The sequence below is a fragment of the Variovorax sp. 01T432 genome (genome assembly GCF_056398605.1).
Genome location: NZ_JBFTPS010000072.1, coordinates 1 through 18,089 on the forward strand (window position 1 = coordinate 1; position 18,089 = coordinate 18,089).

Genomic DNA, 18,089 nt, shown 5'->3' on the forward strand with positions numbered 1-18,089 from the left:
GCGCCAACTGCCGGCTGTGATCCGCCAGCGTCTTGCCAGTGAGGCCAAAACCGCTCAAGCTTGAGACCTTCGATGGTGCCCTTCAACCTCGTTAGAGCCGGCTCCAATATGCCGAAAACTGGTGGCTCCATTACGCCGAAAGGTGACAGCACCACGCGCCAGCCCGTGCCCTGCATGTCGAGCTTGCGCGTCGGCCGTGCCGCTTGACGCCGCCCCTGGCTGCAGGCCTGCGCCGAGTGCGAAGCGTAGGGCAATTCGGCCAGCGTGTTGCGCTGGAACTCCCGGCTGATGGTGGATGCCGAGCGCCCGAGCATGCGGGCCATGGCCCGCATGCTCGAACCCTGCTGAAGCATGCTTGCCATTGTCATCCGGTCCTCGGGTTGAAGCTGCTGGTACCTTGTTCGTTCATTCATGTGCACACCTTACGTGATGAGGTGTTGCACTTCAGATTTGAGGCCGCCCAATTATGACCCCGCCAATCAGGGGGCGTTTCTCAGCGATATCGGTCGATGATCTCGAATAGTCGACGACATGATGTAACGATTTGGGGTTCGGGCGCCGTGGCAACTCCGAGTAACAGGCCCGCTACAGCCCTGGATGGATCTGCGAACCACGTGGACAATGGCGAAGGTGCCATGCCGTGGGCCTTGGCCTCTTGAACGATTTGCAGGTCTGGCGCGCCGTCGGGGAGTCTGAGAAGTACCGCGAGGCCGGCGTTAACCCACTCCGCGTCGTGCATTCGCAACTGATCGCAAAGTGCTCCACGCTGGGCCGTGTATAAATGCTTGAGCCGACGCACGCGCCGGATGTAGTGGCCATCACCCATAAATTGAGCGGTAGCGAGTTGAACTACAGGTGAGGGGGCAGGGGCAAGCGTTGCGGCTACCTCGGAGAACGCGTTAATCAGTTCGGCTGGCACTACGACAAATCCTAGTCTCAGCCCCGGACTAACAGTCTTGCTGAACGACCCAATGTGTATAACTCGTTTGCCCTCATTCAAAGATGCCAAGGCAGGTGCCGGCCTGCCTTCTAGTTGTAGTTCACTGAGATAGTCATCCTCGATGATCCAGGCCTCACTCGAGGCCGCCCATTCAAGCAGCTGAAGCCGTCGCGTTAAGGACAGGGTCGAGCCTAAGGGAGCTTGCTGACCGGGAGTCACTACCGCTAAAGCGGCGTCCGCGGCGTGCTCAATTCCGTAGCGCACGTCAACGCCTTCCGCGTCTACGGGAACCGGAACGATATTCAAACGAGCGAGCTCCAATCCCCTCCGGGTCAAGAGGAAACCCGGCTCTTCCATCCACACCTTCTTTCCGTCCAAACTCAAAACTCTCAACGCGAGACCCAGACCTGAGCTGTACCCCGAAGTGATAAACACCTGCTCCGGGTAGCAGTGGAGGTTTCTAGAGATGGAGAGATAGCCCGCAATCTCTCGGCGCAGATCGAACTCCCCTCTAGGGTCGGGATAGAGTAGTGAAGAGAACGATCCCGTTTTCAATAGATTGGAAGCGCGGGCGCGCGCGAAAAGCTTCTCCAACACGCCTTCCAAGGCCGGAACGCCGAGTTGAAAGATAGCTGGCCCGGCGGTCATCTCCTCGTAGGTTCGCATAAAAGCTCCGGGCCGCAGCGCTCCTCGTGGACCCGTCGTCACGTGGCGTCGTGGCGCCACGCAGGTGCCCCTTGCGCCGAATGCCTCGATCATCTGGGAGTCAGATAGCCGTTCATATGCTGCTTGAACAGTACCGCGTGCGACGCCTAGGCGCGCGGCTAGAGCCTGCCACGAGGGCAATCGGGCCCCAGGGGCGAGAAGGCCTGACTCAATTGCCCTGCTGATACTCAGTTGGATTTGTTCTGACAGGGATAGCTTCGCTGCCCGGTCGAGCTGAATCTTGAGGTCGGAGTCCATACTCTTAAAGTACCGCTGAACAATGAATCGATCGCGGCATGGCATATGCATGCATGAGAGGAACAGTTTTGAGAGCCTGACGGACATAACCAAACACAGTTTTCCCAGTCCTGACTACGCATTGAAGAAGCTTCCTCGACACCAGAAGTTTTCGGCCCCCATTGAGCGCGTGGTGCCGTGGGCGCGCTTGATCCTCGGGAACAAACCGCTGTACCCGATGAATCGTCGTGTCGATCGTCAGCCGACCGGTATTGCCAGGATCCTGCGCTTGAATTGTCCCCAGCAATGGCGCGGGCTGGTCGATGAAGCGTTCGACGATGCGCGGTACGACAGCCGTGCGCAGCGCGCCTTCGCGGGCAGCGATCTGTCGCGCGAATCGGTGCCGGATGCCATCACGCTGCTGAAATTTAGGCGCCTGCTGCTGGAAACCGACCTCACAACGGCGCTCTTCGAGACCGAGCGACGGCGCCTGATGCGCGCGAGCACCATCGTGGATCTTCGGACCTTCATTGCGGCGCCGCGCTCGAACAAGAAGGAGGGAACTGCTGGAGACCCGCGGATGCATAAGACCAAGAATGGAACTGCTTGGCACATTGGAATGGATACTCACGATGGAGTTTATGCCGAATCGGGGCTTCTCCGGTCGGTAGGTGCTGCGGTCGCCAACGTCAACGACGTGACCCTTGCTGGCGCGCCGTTACACAGCGAAGGGACCGCGACGTTCGATAGTGCTGGCTACGGGGGTGCCAATATGCGCGTCGATGCGCTGGGACCGAATTCACGTGTGGCAATGCCACCCGGAGCGCCGACAACTCAGTCAGACACGCAAGTGCGCGCGCCTCCTTGAGGAGGCTGAATAACTGAGGCGGAACATTCGGGGCAAGGTGGAGCTTCCCTTCCACGTGATCAATAACTTGTTTCGTCACCAGAAGACTCACGACGCGCTTCATCTATTCGAGATACTGGGGTTTTGGCCTTAGAACCTATCCGTAAATAGGTAAACTATCGATCCGAGCCGCAGTTGACGCGGCGCTGGATCGAGATCTTCGTGAAACGTGTCGAGTCGTGGGTCGTAACCGATGAGTTCTGGCAGCGGGTGGAGCCGCTAATTCCTGCACGCTCGGCGGCGGACAAGATGTACATGCGCAAGCCTGGGGCTGGCCGGCCACCCAAGCCGGCTCGACTGGTGTTCGAAGCCATCATCTACGTGCTGCGCACGGGCTGCCAGTGGAAGGCGCTACCCAAGGAGCGCTTCGGCAGCGCGAGCGCCATCCACAAGCGGTTCCTCGAATGGGAGGCCGCAGGCTTCTTCGAAGCACTGTGGAAAGCGGGTCTGGCCGAGTACGACCAGATGCAGGGCATCGCCTGGCGCTGGCAGAGCGTCGACGGCGCGATGATGAAGGCGCCACTGGCGCAGGAAGCCGTGGGCCCCAATCCCACGGATTGGGGGAAAAAAAGGCAGCAAGCGCCACCTCCTGGTGGACGGCCGTGGCGTCCCGTTGTCGCTCGTCGTGACCGGGGCCAACGTCCATGATTGCAAGCGGCTTGACGAGGTGCTCACTGCCATCGTTGTCAAGCGCAAGGCTCCGCCACATCGGCGAAGCAAGCATCTGTCCGCCGACGCGGGCTATCGCGGCGCGCGGCACCTTCGCACCATCGAGGATCACGGCTACATCCCTCACGTCGCCGATCGGCGCACGGAGGCGGACATCAAGCAACGCGATCCGAGCAAGAGGGCACGGTGGTGGGTGGTCGAGGTCTGCCATAGCTGGTTCAACCGCTTCCGTAAGCTGCTCGTGCGCTACGAGAGACTAGAGCGCAGCTTCGTGGCGCTCAACCATCTTGCAGCCGCAATCTTCGCCTTCCGCAAGGTGCCTGCGGACGTCAACATAAGTTACGGATAAGTTCTTATTCTTGGTGGAGAAGCTCGGGCCGAATCCGAGCCCCGATTCATGGCCGCTATCGTCGCCCTGCTCGCGACCCGCGACCCGCGACCCGCGACCCGCGGCCTCCTCGCGACCTCCTCGCGACCCGGGTCAGCACTCAATACTGTTTGTTTAAATGACAAATTCTCCTTCGGGATTTGTTGGTGACCATGGCGGCCGACGTGATCGCTTGGCCTTTTGCAAAGGTGCACCTGGCGGTCCAGAGAACCTGCAGGGCGTGAAGCAGACGGGAACGCGAGTCGCGAGGTTGCGGCTGTGACCCGAGTACGGTGATGTGCGGCGTTTGACCATGCGCGGGGAGCGCCGATTGATGCTCCTGGTTGCGCGGATGCCACCACTGGCCAGCAGCAATTCACGGAACCAGCGTCGTCTTTTTGTGGGCCTCGCTGGGGGGAAAGGCCCCGGAGTGGGGCTGCGTACGCCTGAGTAGATCCACGTGTCCTTTGAAGGACAACTCGGCGTGAGGTATTCGATGGCTGGAGGCTCCTTGATGCAGCAGCCATCTCACCGAGTAGTGGGCGAGCACCCAGCCATAGAACTCTTGTCGCACCAGCTCCGGTGTCTTGCTTCGAAGCACTCGCCGGCTCTGCCGCAAATGCGTCTTGAGTTCATCAAATACGGACTCTATCTCCCAGCGCTGGTGATACACCGCCGCCAGCTCCATGGCGGGCGCCAGTTGCGGATCCAACAACGTCGTCAGGAGACGGTAGCGCGGCTGCGCGTCGTCCAAGCCCGGCAACTCATAGTCGATCACGCGCACCGTGATGGCCTGCTGCTCGGCCTCCGCTCGGGTGACATGGCTGGGACGGATGACGCTGAGAAACGACCCATCGTCGAGCACGCGTTGGACCGGCATCTTCCAGGTGCTGCCGCATCGCCATAGCAAGTCTGCTCCCGTGGCCTTGGCCTGGCGCCAGTGCTCAAATGAGTTGAAACCTCGGTCGGCCATGCAAAGCATGCCCGGCTCGAGACGCGGCAGCAACGCGGCCGCGAGCCCTCGTTCGCCATCGCGAAAGGCCCCGATGTTGGCGCCGAGGATGGCGTGTGTAGCGCACTCGATCAATACGGCGCAGCGAGCCTGTGGGAAGCCGGCAGGACCGGCGGTGACCGCACTGCTGTTCGGGTAGCCGAAAACCCGGGCGTTGTCGGCCTCATCGGGGAGCTCGAACGTGCTGCCGTCGATCGCCACGAGTCGCAGGTCGGCAAAGAAAGCTTGCGGATGATCCCGGGCGTTGGCCAGAGGCACGCAGCAGCGTTTGACCAAGTCACCCAAAGGAGCCGAGCCGATTCGGCTGCGCAACGAGCTGATGGAGGATTTGGCAACAAGCGCAGGCTGCGCGGCTCCACCGGCCCAGGCCAGCCCCTGGGAGACGACGGCGAAGACCTCTTCGTAAGCCGCCTCTGGATACAGGCTCAAGGCGATGCAGTAGTACACCCCGGCCACCGCTGGAAAGCTGCGAATGCGTTGACTGTTGCAACCGTGCTCGTCCAGAACAGCGTGCACAACATCGGCGGGCACCACCCGGGCCAGCAAACTGGCCGCCAAGAGATCACTCAGCCGGGCACCCGCGCCCAACACCGCCTTCGTCCGTGCCATGTCCCGTCCGTCGTCGAGTTGCCACGACGGTGATTGTAGGCAGATTTACTCTAAACGAACAGTATTGGGTCAGCACTGGGTGATGCAGACGTTCCTTTGGCGTGGTCTAGTCAATTCTTCTTTTCTTGGTCCTATGCCATGAGGCAATTCGGATCTAGTCTCGGAGTTTGTTGACCGGAGCACTTCACGCCGCGGGTGCTAAGAACCCAAAGTCAGCTTGAGACCTGAAGGGATATATGGCAGCGTCAACTATGAAAGCGATTCAAACAATGTTGCCGGCCTGTCGCCAGAGATTCATAGCCGCGGTCGCCGGGGCATCAATCGTGCTCGCCGCTGRCTGGGCATTGGTGCCTCACGCCGGCAAGGAGGAGACTGCTAACTGGTTCGCCGACCTATGCAGCAGCACAGGCCGCCCGATGTTCTCGTCAGCGCCCGTCCCCGCGGGATCTGGTGAGACGGCTAGGCCCGTCACGTCTTCCAAGGTACTGTCGTGCGAACCATTGCCAAACGTGCCCGGCAAGTCCCTCACCACTCTTCTCGTCGACTTCCCGCCGATGGCCTATTCGCCGGCACACCGTCACCCAGGGTCAGTCTCTGCAGTGATCCTCGAAGGGACGATTCGCTCGCAGGTGGCCGGTACGCCGCCAGGCGATTATCGATTCGGCGAGACATTCTTCGAACCGCCAGGCGCACTGCACCTGTTCGCCGAGAATCCCGATCGGGATCACCCCGCCAGATTGCTTGCTGTGTTCGTAACTGAAGAAAACTGCGGCCCACTCGTATTGCCTCCGTGATCCGACGGATCCGACGGCCTCTCGCGGGCCGAATTTCTGCGGCGGGCGTCGGCCGATCCGAAAATCCCAGACCCCGCCAATGCTCGGCGCAGAAAGTTGATGCACTTAAGACTGTTATGCACACCCACAACCGAAGACCCAAGACTCGGAAGGAAGCGACCGCTTCTTCGATCTGGTCGACTTCAAATGGGTGAGGGCTGGCATGGGATGGTGGGTCAATGATGACAGACCCTGTTATCGTGGGATGGGTGGCGAGTGCCGGCGCGTTATTTCTGCTCTCCGTTTGGAGGAGGCCCCTTATGCGATGGATGGCAATCATTCTTCTGGTTGTGACACTTGGCTGGAAATGGACACGGAGCGGATGAGTTCATCGCTGATCGATTGGCCGCGCGGTCCAGTCGTGGGATGGCGGGTCGGCGTGCGCTCCTCAGGGACGGAAATCAGACTAAAGTCCTGTTTGGGTATCGCGAAGCTGCCGTATCCAAGGTTCCCGCTGGCCTTTTATGCAACTCGGGATAGTGGCATTTTGATGAGACTCTGAGAGAGCCACAACGCTCGCCTTGAGGGTCAGCGCGCCACCCACATCCGCCGGCGACATACCTACCCGCCGCCGGAACACTCGGGCAAAGGCCGCCACGTTGCTGTAGCCCACCGCGGGTGCGATGGCCTTGATCGACCGAGCGGCCTTGAGCATCATCTTTGCAACGCCGATGCACCAATCGGTCAAGTAGTCCATGGGCGATGCCCTGACGCCGGCGCGGAAGGTCGCCGAAAAACTTGCGCGAGACATTCCCGCTCCGCCCGAACGCGCGCCAGGGCCTCGCGCTCAATCGAGATGACCTCCGCCATCGTCTCGCTGACCGCGAAGTTGTAGTCGGAGCCATTCGAGACGTTGACCTTGTAGTACAGATCCTGAAGCGCCTCGCGGAATCGAGTCGCACGCTATTGCAGAAGTTCGTGGGAAAGTACGCCGACGCGATAGTCCACTTTGCGGGATGGTACGAGAACCCGTCCTTCCATGAAGTAAAGCTGCGACCGACCGCGCTCCACATGTGATAGTGTGAATTGACAAAGCCAAGCATGACAATTATTCCGGTAGCATCGATCACTTCGGCCCCCGATGCGGAAAGCCAAGTCTTCCGGTGAGACAGAATTTCTGCTGAAGAGGTTGAGCTATGAAGCGGCTGCGAAACCTGGTGAAAAATGCATGAAACGGCGCACGGAAAAGCTGATCTTGGACGACTTGGCGATGGTTCTCGAGATCGCGAATGCGAAGGGCCTGACTGGTGCTGCGGATCGCCTTGGTGTTGCTTCATCGACGATCTTTCGCCGCCTGGAAAGAATGGAAGCCGCGCTCGAAGTGATCCTGTTCGAGAGGCACCGAAGCGGCTACGTTCCCACGGTCGTGTGTGAGGAGCTTCTCGCTCTTGCCGAACGCATTGAGGCCGATGTATCGACTGTTGCTCGGCAGATCGTTGGTCAGCAAGCCTCGAGTCAGCGACTAAAGGGTCGTCTTTCCGTTGCTACGAACGACACATTTCTTACGGAGCTCCTCAACCCTCTTTTCATGGAATTTCGTACGCGATATCCAGGGCTGCAACTACATGTTCGTGTCGGAAACCCCTCGCTCAACTTGTCTCGCCGCGATGCCGATATAGCCATCCGGGCAACGGACAACCCGCCAGAAAATCTCGTGGGAGTAGAAATCTCGGGGCCGCCAGATCGTCGACCGGGAGACGACCAGGAGCCCGCGAGCAGACCCTGGAGCTCCTCGGGCATGGGAGTGGTCAGGAAGACGTTGTGGGCGGCCTGGTGCACGCGAAAGAGGTCTTCCTCGATCAGGGGCAGCGTGTCGAACCCGGGCAGGTCCGAGCGCTTCAGATCCGGCCTGGTCGAGAAGAGGAGGGCGCCTACCCCGTTGCCGCGCCCCATGAGAAGCAGGGCAGACTCGGCCGGGTTCGCGAGCCCGGTCTTGTGCCGCATGACTTGCCGGCCGCACATGTCGGGGCCCGCGTCGAACAGTACGCCCAGGCGCACGAACTTGTTGTCGGTCTCGAGCCACTGGGATGGTGGGCGGCAGCGCCGCCCATCCGACTCGAGCCACCTATACGGAGCGCACTACTGCCCGCCGCCCCACACGAGAGGATTTACCGCGCATTGAATCTGCATTTCGCCTCCAGAGGGCGTCGACGAACAGCGCCGGCACCTTGCAGCCGGTCTCTCGGGTGATTTTCCTGGAAGCCAGTAAGGCTGGTGACAGTGACGGTCTTTTCTTCGACCGGAATGGATGGGCAGTGTAGGGTCGTCATCCAGCGGATGTCGGCGTGAACGCGGACGGCTTGATTCACGCCGCGCATAGCTGAAATTCAGTTTCCCCCTTGGAGAGCACCCGCGGTAGCGCGTAGGATGCGGTTGGGATCTGCAATGCCGTACCTGCGCCTTGCCTTGCGGCCGTTGAGGAAACGACGGGCCGGTCAGGAGAATCCTGCTTTATTCACACTACATGTCCCTTTTGCCGCCAGCTCGTACTTTCTTGCGTGAGTTATCGGTATCGCTGTGGGCATACCTTGGAAAGGTTCGCCATGCGTGAGTTTCGGAAGGATCCGGCAGTGATTGCCAATCTCACATCCGAGCAATACAGGGTGACGCAGCAGAACGGAACAGAGCGCCCGGGCACTGGACACTATTTGCCCAACAAGCAGCCTGGTATTTACGTCGACATCGTCTCCGGCGAGCCGCTCTTTTCTTCTACAGATAAGTACGAGTCCGGATGTGGCTGGCCGAGTTTCACAAAGCCAATCGACAGTCATGTCAAGGAGTTGAAGGACGTGAGTCATGGCATGTCGCGCACGGAGGTTCGTTCCATGCATGGCGATAGTCACCTCGGGCATGTCTTCCCCGACGGTCCTTCCGAGCGTGGCGGCCTGCGGTATTGCATCAACTCGGCGTCCCTTCGATTCGTGCCGCGGGACGAGATGGCTTCCGAAGGCTACGCCGCCTATCTTGATCTTGTCCAGGAGTCAGCATGACGAAGGAACGCGCGATCCTCGCCGGGGGATGCTTTTGGGGTATGCAACAGCTCTTTCGCCGCCGCGAGGGCGTGATCTCAACCCGCGTCGGATACACAGGTGGGGACATTCCCGACGCGACATACCGGAACCACGGCACTCACGCGGAAGCGATTGAGGTGATGTTTGATTCCGAAAAACTCGGCTTTCGCGAGTTGTTGGAATTCTTCTTCCAACTGCACGATCCCTCAACCAAGGATCGGCAAGGCAACGACATCGGCACGAGCTACCGGTCCGCAATCTTCTACACGAACGAGGAGCAGAAACGCATCGCGCATGAGACCATCGCAGAAGTGGACGGTACTGGCTTGTGGCCGGGAAAGGTCATGACTGAGGTGGTCCCGGCGAGTGACTTCTGGCAAGCGGAGCCCGAACATCAAGACTATCTGGAGAGCAGGCCAAACGGCTACACCTGCCATTACATCCGCCCGGATTGGGTCCTTCCCCATCAGAAAAGCACCTCCAGTTAAGTGTCGCGGGCGGCGACATGGGGAGTTGACCTGTTACGGGGACGGGTTGGGACTTGATTCTCAAGTCGGGATCAATAGGCTGCGACGAAGATTTGTCCACCGGCGGCGTGGCGCGTGCCACGCAGACGGCGACGGTGGTTTCGAGGCGAGGCGGCCGCTTGGACTTGCGTTGTAGTTCCTTTCAAACGTCAGGACTCCTTCTTCCATAAGGATCGGGTGTCCGCGAAATCGGGTCAACTTCATGGAGCAAGCCGGCGAACAGCTGGCCGCGCGGGGCCGCAAGGTCTTGATGCGACCTAATTCTTGATCGCGGCGCTGCGACGCACCTCGGATGGGTCCATTCCGTAACTCTTTCGGAAAGCCTTGATGAAGCTGCTGCGGCTGGCGTAGCCTGCGTTGCGGGCGATGAGTTCGACTGGCAGACCGCCGGCCTTGAGCTGGTGCATTGCTTGCCGCAGCCGGAGCTCGCGAAGAACCTGCATCGGTGACTTGCCGATGGCATCCGTGAATCGGGCGGCGAATGCAGATCGACTGAGGCAGGCCACGTGGGCAAGACTTTGCAGAGAGTGGTCATCGCCAGGACGCATGGCCATTGCGGCAAATGCGCGGGCGACCAGTGGATCACTGAGCACCGAGAAGCGCTCCACCCATGCGTTCATGGAAACCAGTGAGCGGCGCAAAAGCAATACGATGACTTGCTTGAGCAGGGCAGAACTCATCGCACCGCTGCCAATTTCCTGCGCCACGAGTTCACTGAGTGCTGCCTGAAGTTTGGTGTCGACTTGATCGTCGACTTGGAACTGTTCCAAGATGGGCTCAGTCAACCCGCCGAAGAGGTCTGTGGAGGCACCGTAACTCGCGTGGAAGTACCCGCACACCAGCATGAGCGAGGGATTTCCATCCCCTGCCACCCGGCGCATGGTGCCCGACAATGGCGTTCGCGGTTCTCCCTTGACCGAACGCAGGCCCGTGAAGCCGTTGCTGCCTTCCACTTCGATTCGGAACGGTGAATTGGGCGGCAGAACGATCAGTGTGTGGGGCATCAAAAGCATGGGTTCGCGGTTGCCAATGACGGCGCGACCCGTACCGACGATGTTGTAGTGAATTCCCGGCGCATTCACCCCGCCCAATTCCAGGCTGTAGCCCCTACTCACCAGGCATTCCGAAAGGCCGACGAAGTTGACATCGAGAGTTGCCAGCAAGCTCTCGAGATCCCCCGGCGAAATCCGTAATACTGGTCGTTCGTTCAACTCTGACTCCCACGTGAACCCTTGCCGAAGCGGCACGTTCCGAACTGCGATGGTACGCCAGGCGTCGGTCGCCCGCAGTCAATCAGTCCTGTGCCCAATGAGCGAAGAACTCCAGGTTTCCTGGCTCCTTTTGCCGGACGCCCGAACACACTTGCATGTTGACCCATGTGAGGTCATCCGGGAACAATGATACGGCGGCACAGTCACTGTTGCCTTTGCTCCGGGTATGGAGCCATTCGCGCAATTTCAGACGTATCGGCTGGACGACGTCTGGTGCGCGCAGAATTTGCCTTTCCGTCTGATGCGAAACCCCTCCTTCTCAGCCCTCACGGTAGCGTCCGCCCCCAACTCTTCTCACGGGTTTCTGCTCGATGTGCTCAGTGGCCTGGGAAGCCCGAATAAAGCCATTCCTCCGCGCTGGTTCTACGACCACGAAGGCTCAAAGCTGTTCGAGGACATCACTCGGCTGCCGCAGTACTACCCGACCCGTTGCGAGCGCCAGATTCTGTCGACGTACATTCGCGAGATTGCGCCACTTCTGGGGCACGACCGGGTGCTCGTCGAGTTTGGTGCCGGCTCCGCCACCAAGACCTCGGAACTGCTCGGTCACGCCATGCTCTCGGAGTACATCGCCATCGACATCTCCGGCAAGTTCCTGCGCGAGTCGATTGCTTCTCTTCAGGCCCGGTTCCCACATATTCCTATGCGCCCTGTCGAGGCAGACTTTCTGCGCGCGATGGAACTGCCCGATGCGGTGCGGCAGCGGGGCGGTGTTGGCTTCTTTCCTGGTTCTACCCTTGGCAATCTGAGCGAAGCGGCCGCAGTAAACCTCCTGCGGACGTTTGGCGAGGCTCTTGGTCCCGGCGCCATCCTGCTCCTCGGGGTGGACTTGCTGAAGGATGAGGGAGTGCTCTTGCCGGCGTATGACGACTGGCAGGGAGTTACTGCCAGGTTCAACCTCAATCTGCTGCGTCGCATCAACCGAGAACTCCTCGGCGACATTCCGGTGTCTGCCTTCAAGCATGAGGTGCGGTGGAATAAGGGCCTATCCCGGATAGAGATGCACTTGCGCGCGCTATACGACGCGCAATTCCGCGTAGCCGATCGCGCCTTCTCCATACGGGAGGGCGAGACTATTCATACCGAGAACAGCTACAAGTACACCGTCCGGGATATCCGTCTGCTGCTCAGGGCGGGAGGATGGAACACGACTGGCCTTTGGACTGACCCGGACGGATACTTTGCCGTTCTCTCCGCTCAACGTATCCCAGCCGGCAGTGTCCACGAGTACAGCGCCGACTGAAGCCGGCGCGGCGACGTCCTCGGCAAAATCCGCAGCGGCTAGCCTGCTCCCGTTGCGCCCATCTGCGACGACGAAGCCCTCCGCTCACCTGAGGGACGTCTGCCCAGAGCGACCCAGGCCAACGCTCGGCCGAAATTCGGGGCAGATTCTGCTCTGAAGTCTTCCAAATGCACCCCCGCATCCGTTTCGGCCTCCCATCCCGGTCCCCACTTAGTCAGACACGTTAGATTGAGCTCTTAGGCAGGTGCGACTGTGACAGATGAGTATGGGTCACTCGCAGCCTCAAGGACCGGGTGCAACGCAGGTGGAAAGGCGTCCGCCTCTGGCAATTTAGTCAACCATGGAGCGCCAGCAATGTTTTCAAAAATGGATCGACGGATCGTCCCAGTGCCGCGCCGGATATTCCTTGGTGCGTGTGGCCAGATGGCCGCAGTTTTGAACCTCAACGGCGCTACCAGTGCCGCGGCCGCGGCCGCCCCGAAGGTGGGTTCGAAGGACGCGTCCAAAGACGTGTCGGTGATGCAGGTCGCACTTGCACTGGAGCATGAGGGCATCGCCGCATACCGGCTCGCCGGCGCTAGCGGACTTCTCAAGCCTGGCACCCTCACGCTGGCAAAGGTGTTCATGGGGCACCACGAGCAACACAGGGACTCGCTGGCCTCGCTCATTGCCAAGGCTGGTGGTAAGCCGGTCCAGCCGCAATCGGACGACCAATACGTGAAGGCACTGAACCTGGCCGCGCTCAAGACTGAAGGGGAAGTGGTCGCGCTCGCCACGAACCTCGAGCAAGGGGCGGCAAGCGCGTATGTGGGTCAGGTCGCCGCGCTGCGTGATCCCAAGCTAGCGCGGCTTTTCAGCAGCCTGGCCGCGGACGAAGCGGTACACTGGACGACCCTGAACGTGGCCCAGGGGTTGGAGATCCGCCCCAAGGCCTATCTGTTCGGCTAAGACCTCATGCGACGCGATTCGCTGCTGGCCACCGTCGGCATTGCGTTCCTGGCAAGTCTTTCCGCCGTCCCAGCCTCTGTCTCGGCGCAGAGCATGCAAGGGCTGGATGCTGGCAAGGCGCTGTTCGAGTCCAGGTGCCTAGCCTGTCATTCGCTCGACACTAGCCGCGTGGGCCCACTGCTGCGCAGTGTGGTGGGGCGCAAGGTCGCTTCAGTTGCTGGCTACGAGTACTCCGACGCCCTCAAGCGTGTGAACGGGCGCTGGGACACTCGGCGCCTGCAAACGTGGCTGCAGGATCCGCAGTCCGTGGCGCCCGGCACAAGGATGGCGTTCTCCGTGCCGTCGGCCACCGAGCGCAGCGCAGTCATTCGGTATCTTGCTTCCATCAGTACGCCGGCGGGCGCGGTGAAGCGGTGACCGCGTAGAGAACTCGTCTTTGCTCGTCGTCTCTGGCCTGCTCGCCAATCCATCTCATTCAACCATTTTTCATTCGAAGGTATCCCGTGCGCCATACGAAGAACACCGCTGGATGCGGCAAAGCGTGGAAAATCGATCCTGCTGCTCGGCACTGCGCTGGTCCGCGCCGTTGACCTCCATCGCCATGCGAAATAAGCCCATTGGAATGTCGGCGGGCCCAACTTTAGCGCCTTGCACGAGCTGTTCGACCATATCGTCACCGCCGCGGACAAAGACGCGACCTCCTTTCCGAGCGGCTCGTGGCGCTTGGCGGAACCACGGATGGCAGGGTGGAAGCGGTGACCAATCGAACCACCTTCGGTGAATATCCGCTCAATGCGCGACAGGGAGAGGCGCAGATCGAGGCGCTTTCCAATACCCTTGCGACCTTCGGCGCTGTGGTACGGGACGGCGTCAATCAAGCGGCTGATGGGGCGACCAAGAGACCGCTGTTTGCTGACCCGCCTTTCCAGCCACCTCGATAAGAGCCTGTGGCACGTGCAATCACAGAGCAGCGCCGCCTAAAACGACCTTGGGTGCCGCGCATTGAAAGCCAGTTGGCAGGCAAGCCGCTCGCGACGAGGCGCGAGCGGCTCATTCTTGGAACACTCAAGGCCAACATATCTGCGATCGATCTGTGGCCGAGGAAGTAACGGCAAACTTTCGCCATCGAGCGCAACCCTCCCGTTAGAGCCTCAGCGGCTAATTAGGCCGGTCCGACGAAAGCCCGCTCCAATGTTCGCCGGGCGGGGCGTGTGTGCAATCGGCTCAAGGCGCTGCCAGGACGATGGCTCCGTCCGACACATACTGGCAGAAATTCGCGAACGGCAGCGCCGCCTCGTTCCGCCAGGTGCCTTCCGACCACGCGAGCACGGCGTCACCTGGGGAGAACGTGATTTCGACCCGGCCTTGCCGAATCTCGATGAGTGGACCCTCTCCCAAGCGAAACTCGACGCGCCCCACGATATCTGCCTTGACCGTGGAGGGCGTCTCCGTACTGAGCTTGAAGAACGAATTCAGCTCCTTGCCGCTCGCTGTTCTGCCGAACTCGAAGTGACCGTCTTCGGCGATAGACCGCGCGGCGCGCATGAAACCACCCCAGGCGCTGCGCGCGAGGGCTGCTCCTACACTGATGCGGCGCACGCCGAGGGCAGCGATTTCGTTGAAGGTCAAGGCCGTGTCTGAACCAACAAGCACGTTCAGCGGCTTCGGATGCACTGCAGCAACAAGCGCTGCGATCTCCTCGCGCGTTGACACGCCAGGTGCGTAAAGAACGTCAGCACCGGCTTCTGCATAGGCCCGCAGGCGCACTATGGTGTTCTCCAAGTCGGGACTTCCGGCGCCGAAGTTCTCCGCGCGTCCAATCAAAAGTGGTGCATCAGGGCCGTATTTGTCGAACACCGCGCGCGCCACCTGGAGCCGCGCAATAGAGGAGCCGATGTCCCTGACCGGATTCGAAGCAATTCCACTGGCATCCCCGAGAGAGATGCCCGAGACCCCGGTGTCCACGGCTTTTCGGATGTTGTCCGCAATCCCCGCCGCACTTTGCGCGAAGCCGTACTCGAAGTCAGCGTTGACCGGGATAGCAGTCGCCTCGACGATGTCTCGCAGGTGTTCGAGGACTTCGTCCAGGGACAGGTTGCCGTCCGCGCGCGCTCGCGACCAGGCTGCGCCGGCGCTGCTTGTTCCCAAGGCTTTGAAACCCAAACCTTGCAGATAGCGTGCACTACCTCGATCCCAGGGGTTCGGCATCACGAAGCATCCAGACTGATGCAACTCACGAAAGACGCGGCGACGTTGGGCGATGTCAGTTGGCTGAAGTGACATGGAATTCCTCCTGGGAAGCGCTCAAGCTGAAGAATAGGGGACCAGTGGCGCTCAACAGCGAGCACTGGCGGTCATCGTCCACACCTTACGGGGTCAACCCCGCTCAGAAGTCCGCCCGAAGTGTCCCGGTGTCCTGGATTCCGACTGCTGGTTCGCTTTGGCGCGCCGAGGCCGTCACCAAGACAGCAGTCCGCTCGGAATCGTGCTCCGTCAGACGAACTCAGCGGGCTCCAGTACTTTCGGCCTGACACGCTTCTGCATATCCGCCCACGCCACAACCGCAGTATGGGACGCGCCCAGTTCTTTGAGGAGCACGACGGCCACATCGAGTCCTGGGACAGCGTCCTGATCGAGCAGTGGCACCAATCCCAGCGGCCGAAACAGGTCTGCTTCCCGGTCGTTGTTGACGACGGCGAGTCGCTTGAGAGCTGGGTACTTCTGCTGAATGAGGTACGCGGTCTGGCTCAGGACAGCATAGTCGGGAGCCGTGAGCACACTTAGCTTCCTCTCATGCAGGTCGATGGACTCCCATAGACGCACGTCGAATCCGTCGCCATAGGAGACCTCATAGCCGTCGGCCAAGGCGAGACGAAGGCGCTGCTGGTCACGCTCGATCGCGAAGTACGGAGTGCGGAATGTGCGCAAGGCATCCGCTACGCCGCGGCCAACGCTCCCCAATCCAACGATGACCACGGGGGCGGCTCGCACATGGGGCCTGAGCTCGGCGTGTTCTGCCAGGGTTGCACGGATCCGTAGGCGGCCGGCCAGAAATCGTCCCAATTCCGCGAAATTCGGAGCTGCTGTGATCGTGAGCGAGACGACGACGATGAGCAGCGAGACCTTGTCACCGCCGATGGTTTCTCGAACCAAAGGTACGGCCAGGATGACCAGAGCGAACTCGGAGCCCTGGCCCAGGAGGAACCCGAGTTGCGTGGAGCCGGCAACTGACCATGCGAATAGACGGCTGGCCAGGATGTTGGCCAGCGTTTTCGCCGCGAGGATCCCCAGGGTAACCAGCACGATGGCCCAGAAGGAGTCGCCTAGCATCTGCACATCCAGAGACAGCCCGGTGCTTACGAGAAAGAACCCGAGCAGCAGCCCACGGAACGGTCGGATCTCGGCTGCAATCAGCGCGCGATAGGGCGAGTCAGCCAAGGCGACTCCTCCGAGGAATGCACCCAGGCTGAGCGACAGGCCACCCAAGCCCGTCATCCAGCCAGCGGCCAGAGCAAACAGGAGAGCCGTGGTGGTAAATGCTTCCTCATTGTTGTGCTTCGCGATGTAGTCCAAGACGGGGCGCACGAGGTAGCGCGCGGCCAGCAAGGCCAGGCTGAACGCGAGAAGCGCCTTGGCAGTGGTCTGTCCGGCTACGGATAGCAGCGGCTCGCCAGCTTGCAGCCCCTGTACCACGATAAGCACGAACATACCTGCGAAGTCTTGAAAGACCAGTACTGAACTTGCCGCGACCCCGACGGGGCAGTTGACCTGATGTCGCTCTGTGATGAGACGCTCGACTGCGACTGTCGAAGACAGCGACAAAGTCAAGCCAATGAGCAGCCCTTGGGATCTGGTAAACCCTAGAAGCAGCGAAACCGCGAAGAACCCCAACGTGGCGACCATTACCTGAAGGGGTCCAAGTCCGAAGATGTTGGCGGCGTCGCGCCTGACGCGTTCCGGCGAGAACCGCAAGCCTAGATCAAAGAGCAGGAACATCACACCTACCTCTGACAGCAGGTGTATGAGGGACGCGTCGAACATCTTCTCCAGATGTAAGCCCTTCAAAGCGACGCCCAACCCGATGTAACCGACGATTGGGCTTAATCCGACGCGCCTACTCACCGTGGCCACCAACAGCCCTAGAAAGAGGATAAGGACGATGGGCGCGATCGCGTGAAGGGTGACGGAATCTGTCATTGTTCGGACTCCGTCGCGGGCTCATGACGGGTGGAATGCGGGTTGAAAGGATCGGGCAACGCCGCGTGCCCAATAGAGGCGCACCGGCCATCCTATGAGGGCCCGGCATACACCAATCAGCTAGTGCGAAGCCTTCTCCGAATTTCGGACCTTCGGACACATTCCCAAGACGCTACGCACATCGGCAATCCAGCCGCCACGACTCCCAACGTGTTGAACCGAATGCCGACGATAAACATCGCTTCGTCCGCGTGAAGCGGCAGCGCGCTTGGCCACATAGCCATCTGGTCCATACCGCCGATGAATAGCTTCTATGTCTTTGGGGTGGTGTTCGGGGGGAGGAAATTCTGGGAGCATCCGCGGTCCCTAAGCGAGGGGGAATCATAGGCGGAGGAAAGCATGTTCGACGGCGTCATTTTTATGAAGTGCAAGAACTGCGAGGCGAAAAACCGTCTCCGGGTGCGACATCTCATGGCCGGCCCCATCTGCGGGCGATGTCATGCTCCGCTGCTCGAAAGTGAGATGGCCGCCATCGACGGCGCCATAAGCCCGGTGCGTCGCGCCGTGGTCGAAGGTGAAACGGTTCCGCGCGAAGACGCGGCGCCGTAAGGAA

18 protein-coding genes and 1 pseudogene are annotated in these 18,089 nt (G+C 60.5%); 11 read left to right on the forward strand and 8 right to left on the reverse strand.

The window, feature by feature from the left end; translation table 11 throughout:
• Together AC1DNF_RS32085 and pdxR are read right to left on the reverse strand one after the other, a co-directional pair.
• A partial coding sequence (locus AC1DNF_RS32085) for a helix-turn-helix domain-containing protein (RefSeq protein ID WP_478152706.1) occupies positions 1 to 413 on the reverse strand: 413 nt, incomplete at its 3' end.
• 80 nt (positions 414 to 493) lie between these two features.
• Positions 494 to 1,903 (reverse strand): MocR-like pyridoxine biosynthesis transcription factor PdxR, encoded by a 1,410-nt coding sequence (gene pdxR, locus AC1DNF_RS32090; protein ID WP_478152707.1) that lies wholly within the window; start codon positions 1,901 to 1,903, stop codon positions 494 to 496.
• A 49-nt stretch (positions 1,904 to 1,952) separates the two neighbouring features.
• Here pdxR and AC1DNF_RS32095 point away from each other — a divergent pair, with 49 nt between their 5' ends.
• Both AC1DNF_RS32095 and AC1DNF_RS32100 read left to right on the forward strand, forming a co-directional pair.
• Positions 1,953 to 2,750, forward strand: coding sequence for a transposase (locus AC1DNF_RS32095; RefSeq protein ID WP_478152708.1), 798 nt, complete (start codon positions 1,953 to 1,955; stop codon positions 2,748 to 2,750).
• A gap of 201 nt (positions 2,751 to 2,951) precedes the next feature.
• Positions 2,952 to 3,807 (forward strand): IS5 family transposase gene (locus tag AC1DNF_RS32100; protein WP_478152730.1). Its coding sequence is split into 2 segments (ribosomal slippage): positions 2,952 to 3,361 and positions 3,360 to 3,807, totalling 858 coding nucleotides; the frame shifts between segments, so codons are not numbered across the junction.
• A 394-nt stretch (positions 3,808 to 4,201) separates the two neighbouring features.
• On the opposite strand, the gene AC1DNF_RS32105 is transcribed toward AC1DNF_RS32100, so the two are convergent.
• Positions 4,202 to 5,446 (reverse strand): IS4 family transposase, encoded by a 1,245-nt coding sequence (locus tag AC1DNF_RS32105; protein ID WP_478152709.1) that lies wholly within the window; start codon positions 5,444 to 5,446, stop codon positions 4,202 to 4,204.
• Between the two features lie 509 nt (positions 5,447 to 5,955).
• Here AC1DNF_RS32105 and AC1DNF_RS32110 point away from each other — a divergent pair.
• Positions 5,956 to 6,240: a cupin domain-containing protein gene (locus tag AC1DNF_RS32110; RefSeq protein WP_478152710.1), complete on the forward strand. Its 285-nt coding sequence runs from the start codon at positions 5,956 to 5,958 to the stop codon at positions 6,238 to 6,240.
• A 445-nt stretch (positions 6,241 to 6,685) separates the two neighbouring features.
• Here AC1DNF_RS32110 and AC1DNF_RS32115 read toward each other — a convergent pair whose 3' ends face one another.
• The gene (locus AC1DNF_RS32115; protein ID WP_478152711.1) at positions 6,686 to 7,030 is read right to left on the reverse strand and encodes a helix-turn-helix domain-containing protein; all 345 of its coding nucleotides are present in this window, start codon (positions 7,028 to 7,030) and stop codon (positions 6,686 to 6,688) included.
• A 459-nt stretch (positions 7,031 to 7,489) separates the two neighbouring features.
• Between AC1DNF_RS32115 and AC1DNF_RS32120 the strand changes: the two genes are divergently transcribed.
• The 3 genes from AC1DNF_RS32120 to msrA all read left to right on the forward strand — a co-directional run bounded on the left by AC1DNF_RS32120 (position 7,490) and on the right by msrA (position 9,778).
• Complete coding sequence (locus AC1DNF_RS32120) at positions 7,490 to 8,401, forward strand: LysR family transcriptional regulator (RefSeq protein ID WP_478152731.1); 912 nt, start codon at positions 7,490 to 7,492, stop codon at positions 8,399 to 8,401.
• A gap of 448 nt (positions 8,402 to 8,849) precedes the next feature.
• Positions 8,850 to 9,269 carry a peptide-methionine (R)-S-oxide reductase MsrB gene (msrB, locus tag AC1DNF_RS32125; RefSeq protein ID WP_478152712.1) on the forward strand — a complete coding sequence of 140 codons (420 nt, stop codon included), beginning with the start codon at positions 8,850 to 8,852 and terminating at the stop codon, positions 9,267 to 9,269.
• A complete protein-coding gene (gene msrA / locus AC1DNF_RS32130; RefSeq protein ID WP_478152713.1) occupies positions 9,266 to 9,778 on the forward strand; it encodes a peptide-methionine (S)-S-oxide reductase MsrA in 513 nt (170 codons plus the stop codon). The genes msrB and msrA overlap by 4 nt, the downstream gene beginning before the upstream one ends.
• 296 nt (positions 9,779 to 10,074) lie before the next feature.
• Here the strand turns inward: msrA and AC1DNF_RS32135 are convergent, their stop codons facing one another.
• Complete coding sequence (locus tag AC1DNF_RS32135; RefSeq protein ID WP_478152714.1) at positions 10,075 to 11,028, reverse strand: AraC family transcriptional regulator; 954 nt, start codon at positions 11,026 to 11,028, stop codon at positions 10,075 to 10,077.
• Positions 11,029 to 11,254: 226 nt separating this feature from the next.
• Between AC1DNF_RS32135 and egtD the strand changes: the two genes are divergently transcribed.
• The 3 genes from egtD (at position 11,255) to AC1DNF_RS32150 (ending at position 13,696) form a co-directional block, all read left to right on the forward strand.
• Positions 11,255 to 12,331, forward strand: a complete 1,077-nt coding sequence (egtD, locus tag AC1DNF_RS32140) for an L-histidine N(alpha)-methyltransferase (protein WP_478152715.1) — start codon at positions 11,255 to 11,257, stop codon at positions 12,329 to 12,331.
• A gap of 354 nt (positions 12,332 to 12,685) precedes the next feature.
• On the forward strand, positions 12,686 to 13,279 hold the full coding sequence (locus AC1DNF_RS32145) for a ferritin-like domain-containing protein (RefSeq protein ID WP_478152716.1): 594 nt from the start codon (positions 12,686 to 12,688) through the stop codon (positions 13,277 to 13,279).
• A gap of 6 nt (positions 13,280 to 13,285) precedes the next feature.
• On the forward strand, positions 13,286 to 13,696 hold the full coding sequence (locus tag AC1DNF_RS32150; RefSeq protein WP_478152717.1) for a c-type cytochrome: 411 nt from the start codon (positions 13,286 to 13,288) through the stop codon (positions 13,694 to 13,696).
• 69 nt (positions 13,697 to 13,765) lie between these two features.
• On the opposite strand, the gene AC1DNF_RS32155 is transcribed toward AC1DNF_RS32150, so the two are convergent.
• Positions 13,766 to 13,948 (reverse strand): hypothetical protein, encoded by a 183-nt coding sequence (locus tag AC1DNF_RS32155; RefSeq protein ID WP_478152718.1) that lies wholly within the window; start codon positions 13,946 to 13,948, stop codon positions 13,766 to 13,768.
• Positions 13,949 to 14,025: 77 nt separating this feature from the next.
• On the opposite strand from AC1DNF_RS32155, the gene AC1DNF_RS32160 reads away from it, so the two are divergent.
• Positions 14,026 to 14,220, forward strand: a complete 195-nt coding sequence (locus tag AC1DNF_RS32160) for a hypothetical protein (RefSeq protein ID WP_478152719.1) — start codon at positions 14,026 to 14,028, stop codon at positions 14,218 to 14,220.
• Between the two features lie 517 nt (positions 14,221 to 14,737).
• On the opposite strand, the pseudogene AC1DNF_RS32165 reads toward AC1DNF_RS32160, so the two are convergent.
• Together AC1DNF_RS32165 and AC1DNF_RS32170 are read right to left on the reverse strand one after the other, a co-directional pair.
• Positions 14,738 to 15,562: pseudogene (locus AC1DNF_RS32165) on the reverse strand (isocitrate lyase/PEP mutase family protein); the annotation flags it as partial.
• Positions 15,563 to 15,772: 210 nt separating this feature from the next.
• Positions 15,773 to 17,476 carry a cation:proton antiporter domain-containing protein gene (locus AC1DNF_RS32170; protein ID WP_478152720.1) on the reverse strand — a complete coding sequence of 568 codons (1,704 nt, stop codon included), beginning with the start codon at positions 17,474 to 17,476 and terminating at the stop codon, positions 15,773 to 15,775.
• Between the two features lie 399 nt (positions 17,477 to 17,875).
• Here AC1DNF_RS32170 and AC1DNF_RS32175 point away from each other — a divergent pair, with 399 nt between their 5' ends.
• Positions 17,876 to 18,085 (forward strand): hypothetical protein, encoded by a 210-nt coding sequence (locus AC1DNF_RS32175; protein WP_478152721.1) that lies wholly within the window; start codon positions 17,876 to 17,878, stop codon positions 18,083 to 18,085.
• Positions 18,086 to 18,089 lie beyond the last annotated feature (4 nt).

Bases quoted from the DNA above. Each gene is read 5' to 3' on its own strand.
- pdxR (WP_478152707.1), bottom strand. From the start codon at position 1,903: ATGGACTCCGACCTCAAGATTCAGCTCGACCGGGCAGCGAAGCTATCC.
- AC1DNF_RS32095 (WP_478152708.1), top strand. From the start codon at position 1,953: ATGCATGAGAGGAACAGTTTTGAGAGCCTGACGGACATAACCAAACAC.
- AC1DNF_RS32105 (WP_478152709.1), bottom strand. From the start codon at position 5,446: ATGGCACGGACGAAGGCGGTGTTGGGCGCGGGTGCCCGGCTGAGTGAT.
- AC1DNF_RS32115 (WP_478152711.1), bottom strand. From the start codon at position 7,030: ATGTCTCGCGCAAGTTTTTCGGCGACCTTCCGCGCCGGCGTCAGGGCA.
- AC1DNF_RS32120 (WP_478152731.1), top strand. From the start codon at position 7,490: ATGGTTCTCGAGATCGCGAATGCGAAGGGCCTGACTGGTGCTGCGGAT.
- msrA (WP_478152713.1), top strand. From the start codon at position 9,266: ATGACGAAGGAACGCGCGATCCTCGCCGGGGGATGCTTTTGGGGTATG.
- egtD (WP_478152715.1), top strand. From the start codon at position 11,255: ATGGAGCCATTCGCGCAATTTCAGACGTATCGGCTGGACGACGTCTGG.
- AC1DNF_RS32145 (WP_478152716.1), top strand. From the start codon at position 12,686: ATGTTTTCAAAAATGGATCGACGGATCGTCCCAGTGCCGCGCCGGATA.
- AC1DNF_RS32150 (WP_478152717.1), top strand. From the start codon at position 13,286: ATGCGACGCGATTCGCTGCTGGCCACCGTCGGCATTGCGTTCCTGGCA.
- AC1DNF_RS32155 (WP_478152718.1), bottom strand. From the start codon at position 13,948: ATGGTCGAACAGCTCGTGCAAGGCGCTAAAGTTGGGCCCGCCGACATT.
- AC1DNF_RS32170 (WP_478152720.1), bottom strand. From the start codon at position 17,476: ATGACAGATTCCGTCACCCTTCACGCGATCGCGCCCATCGTCCTTATC.
- AC1DNF_RS32175 (WP_478152721.1), top strand. From the start codon at position 17,876: ATGTTCGACGGCGTCATTTTTATGAAGTGCAAGAACTGCGAGGCGAAA.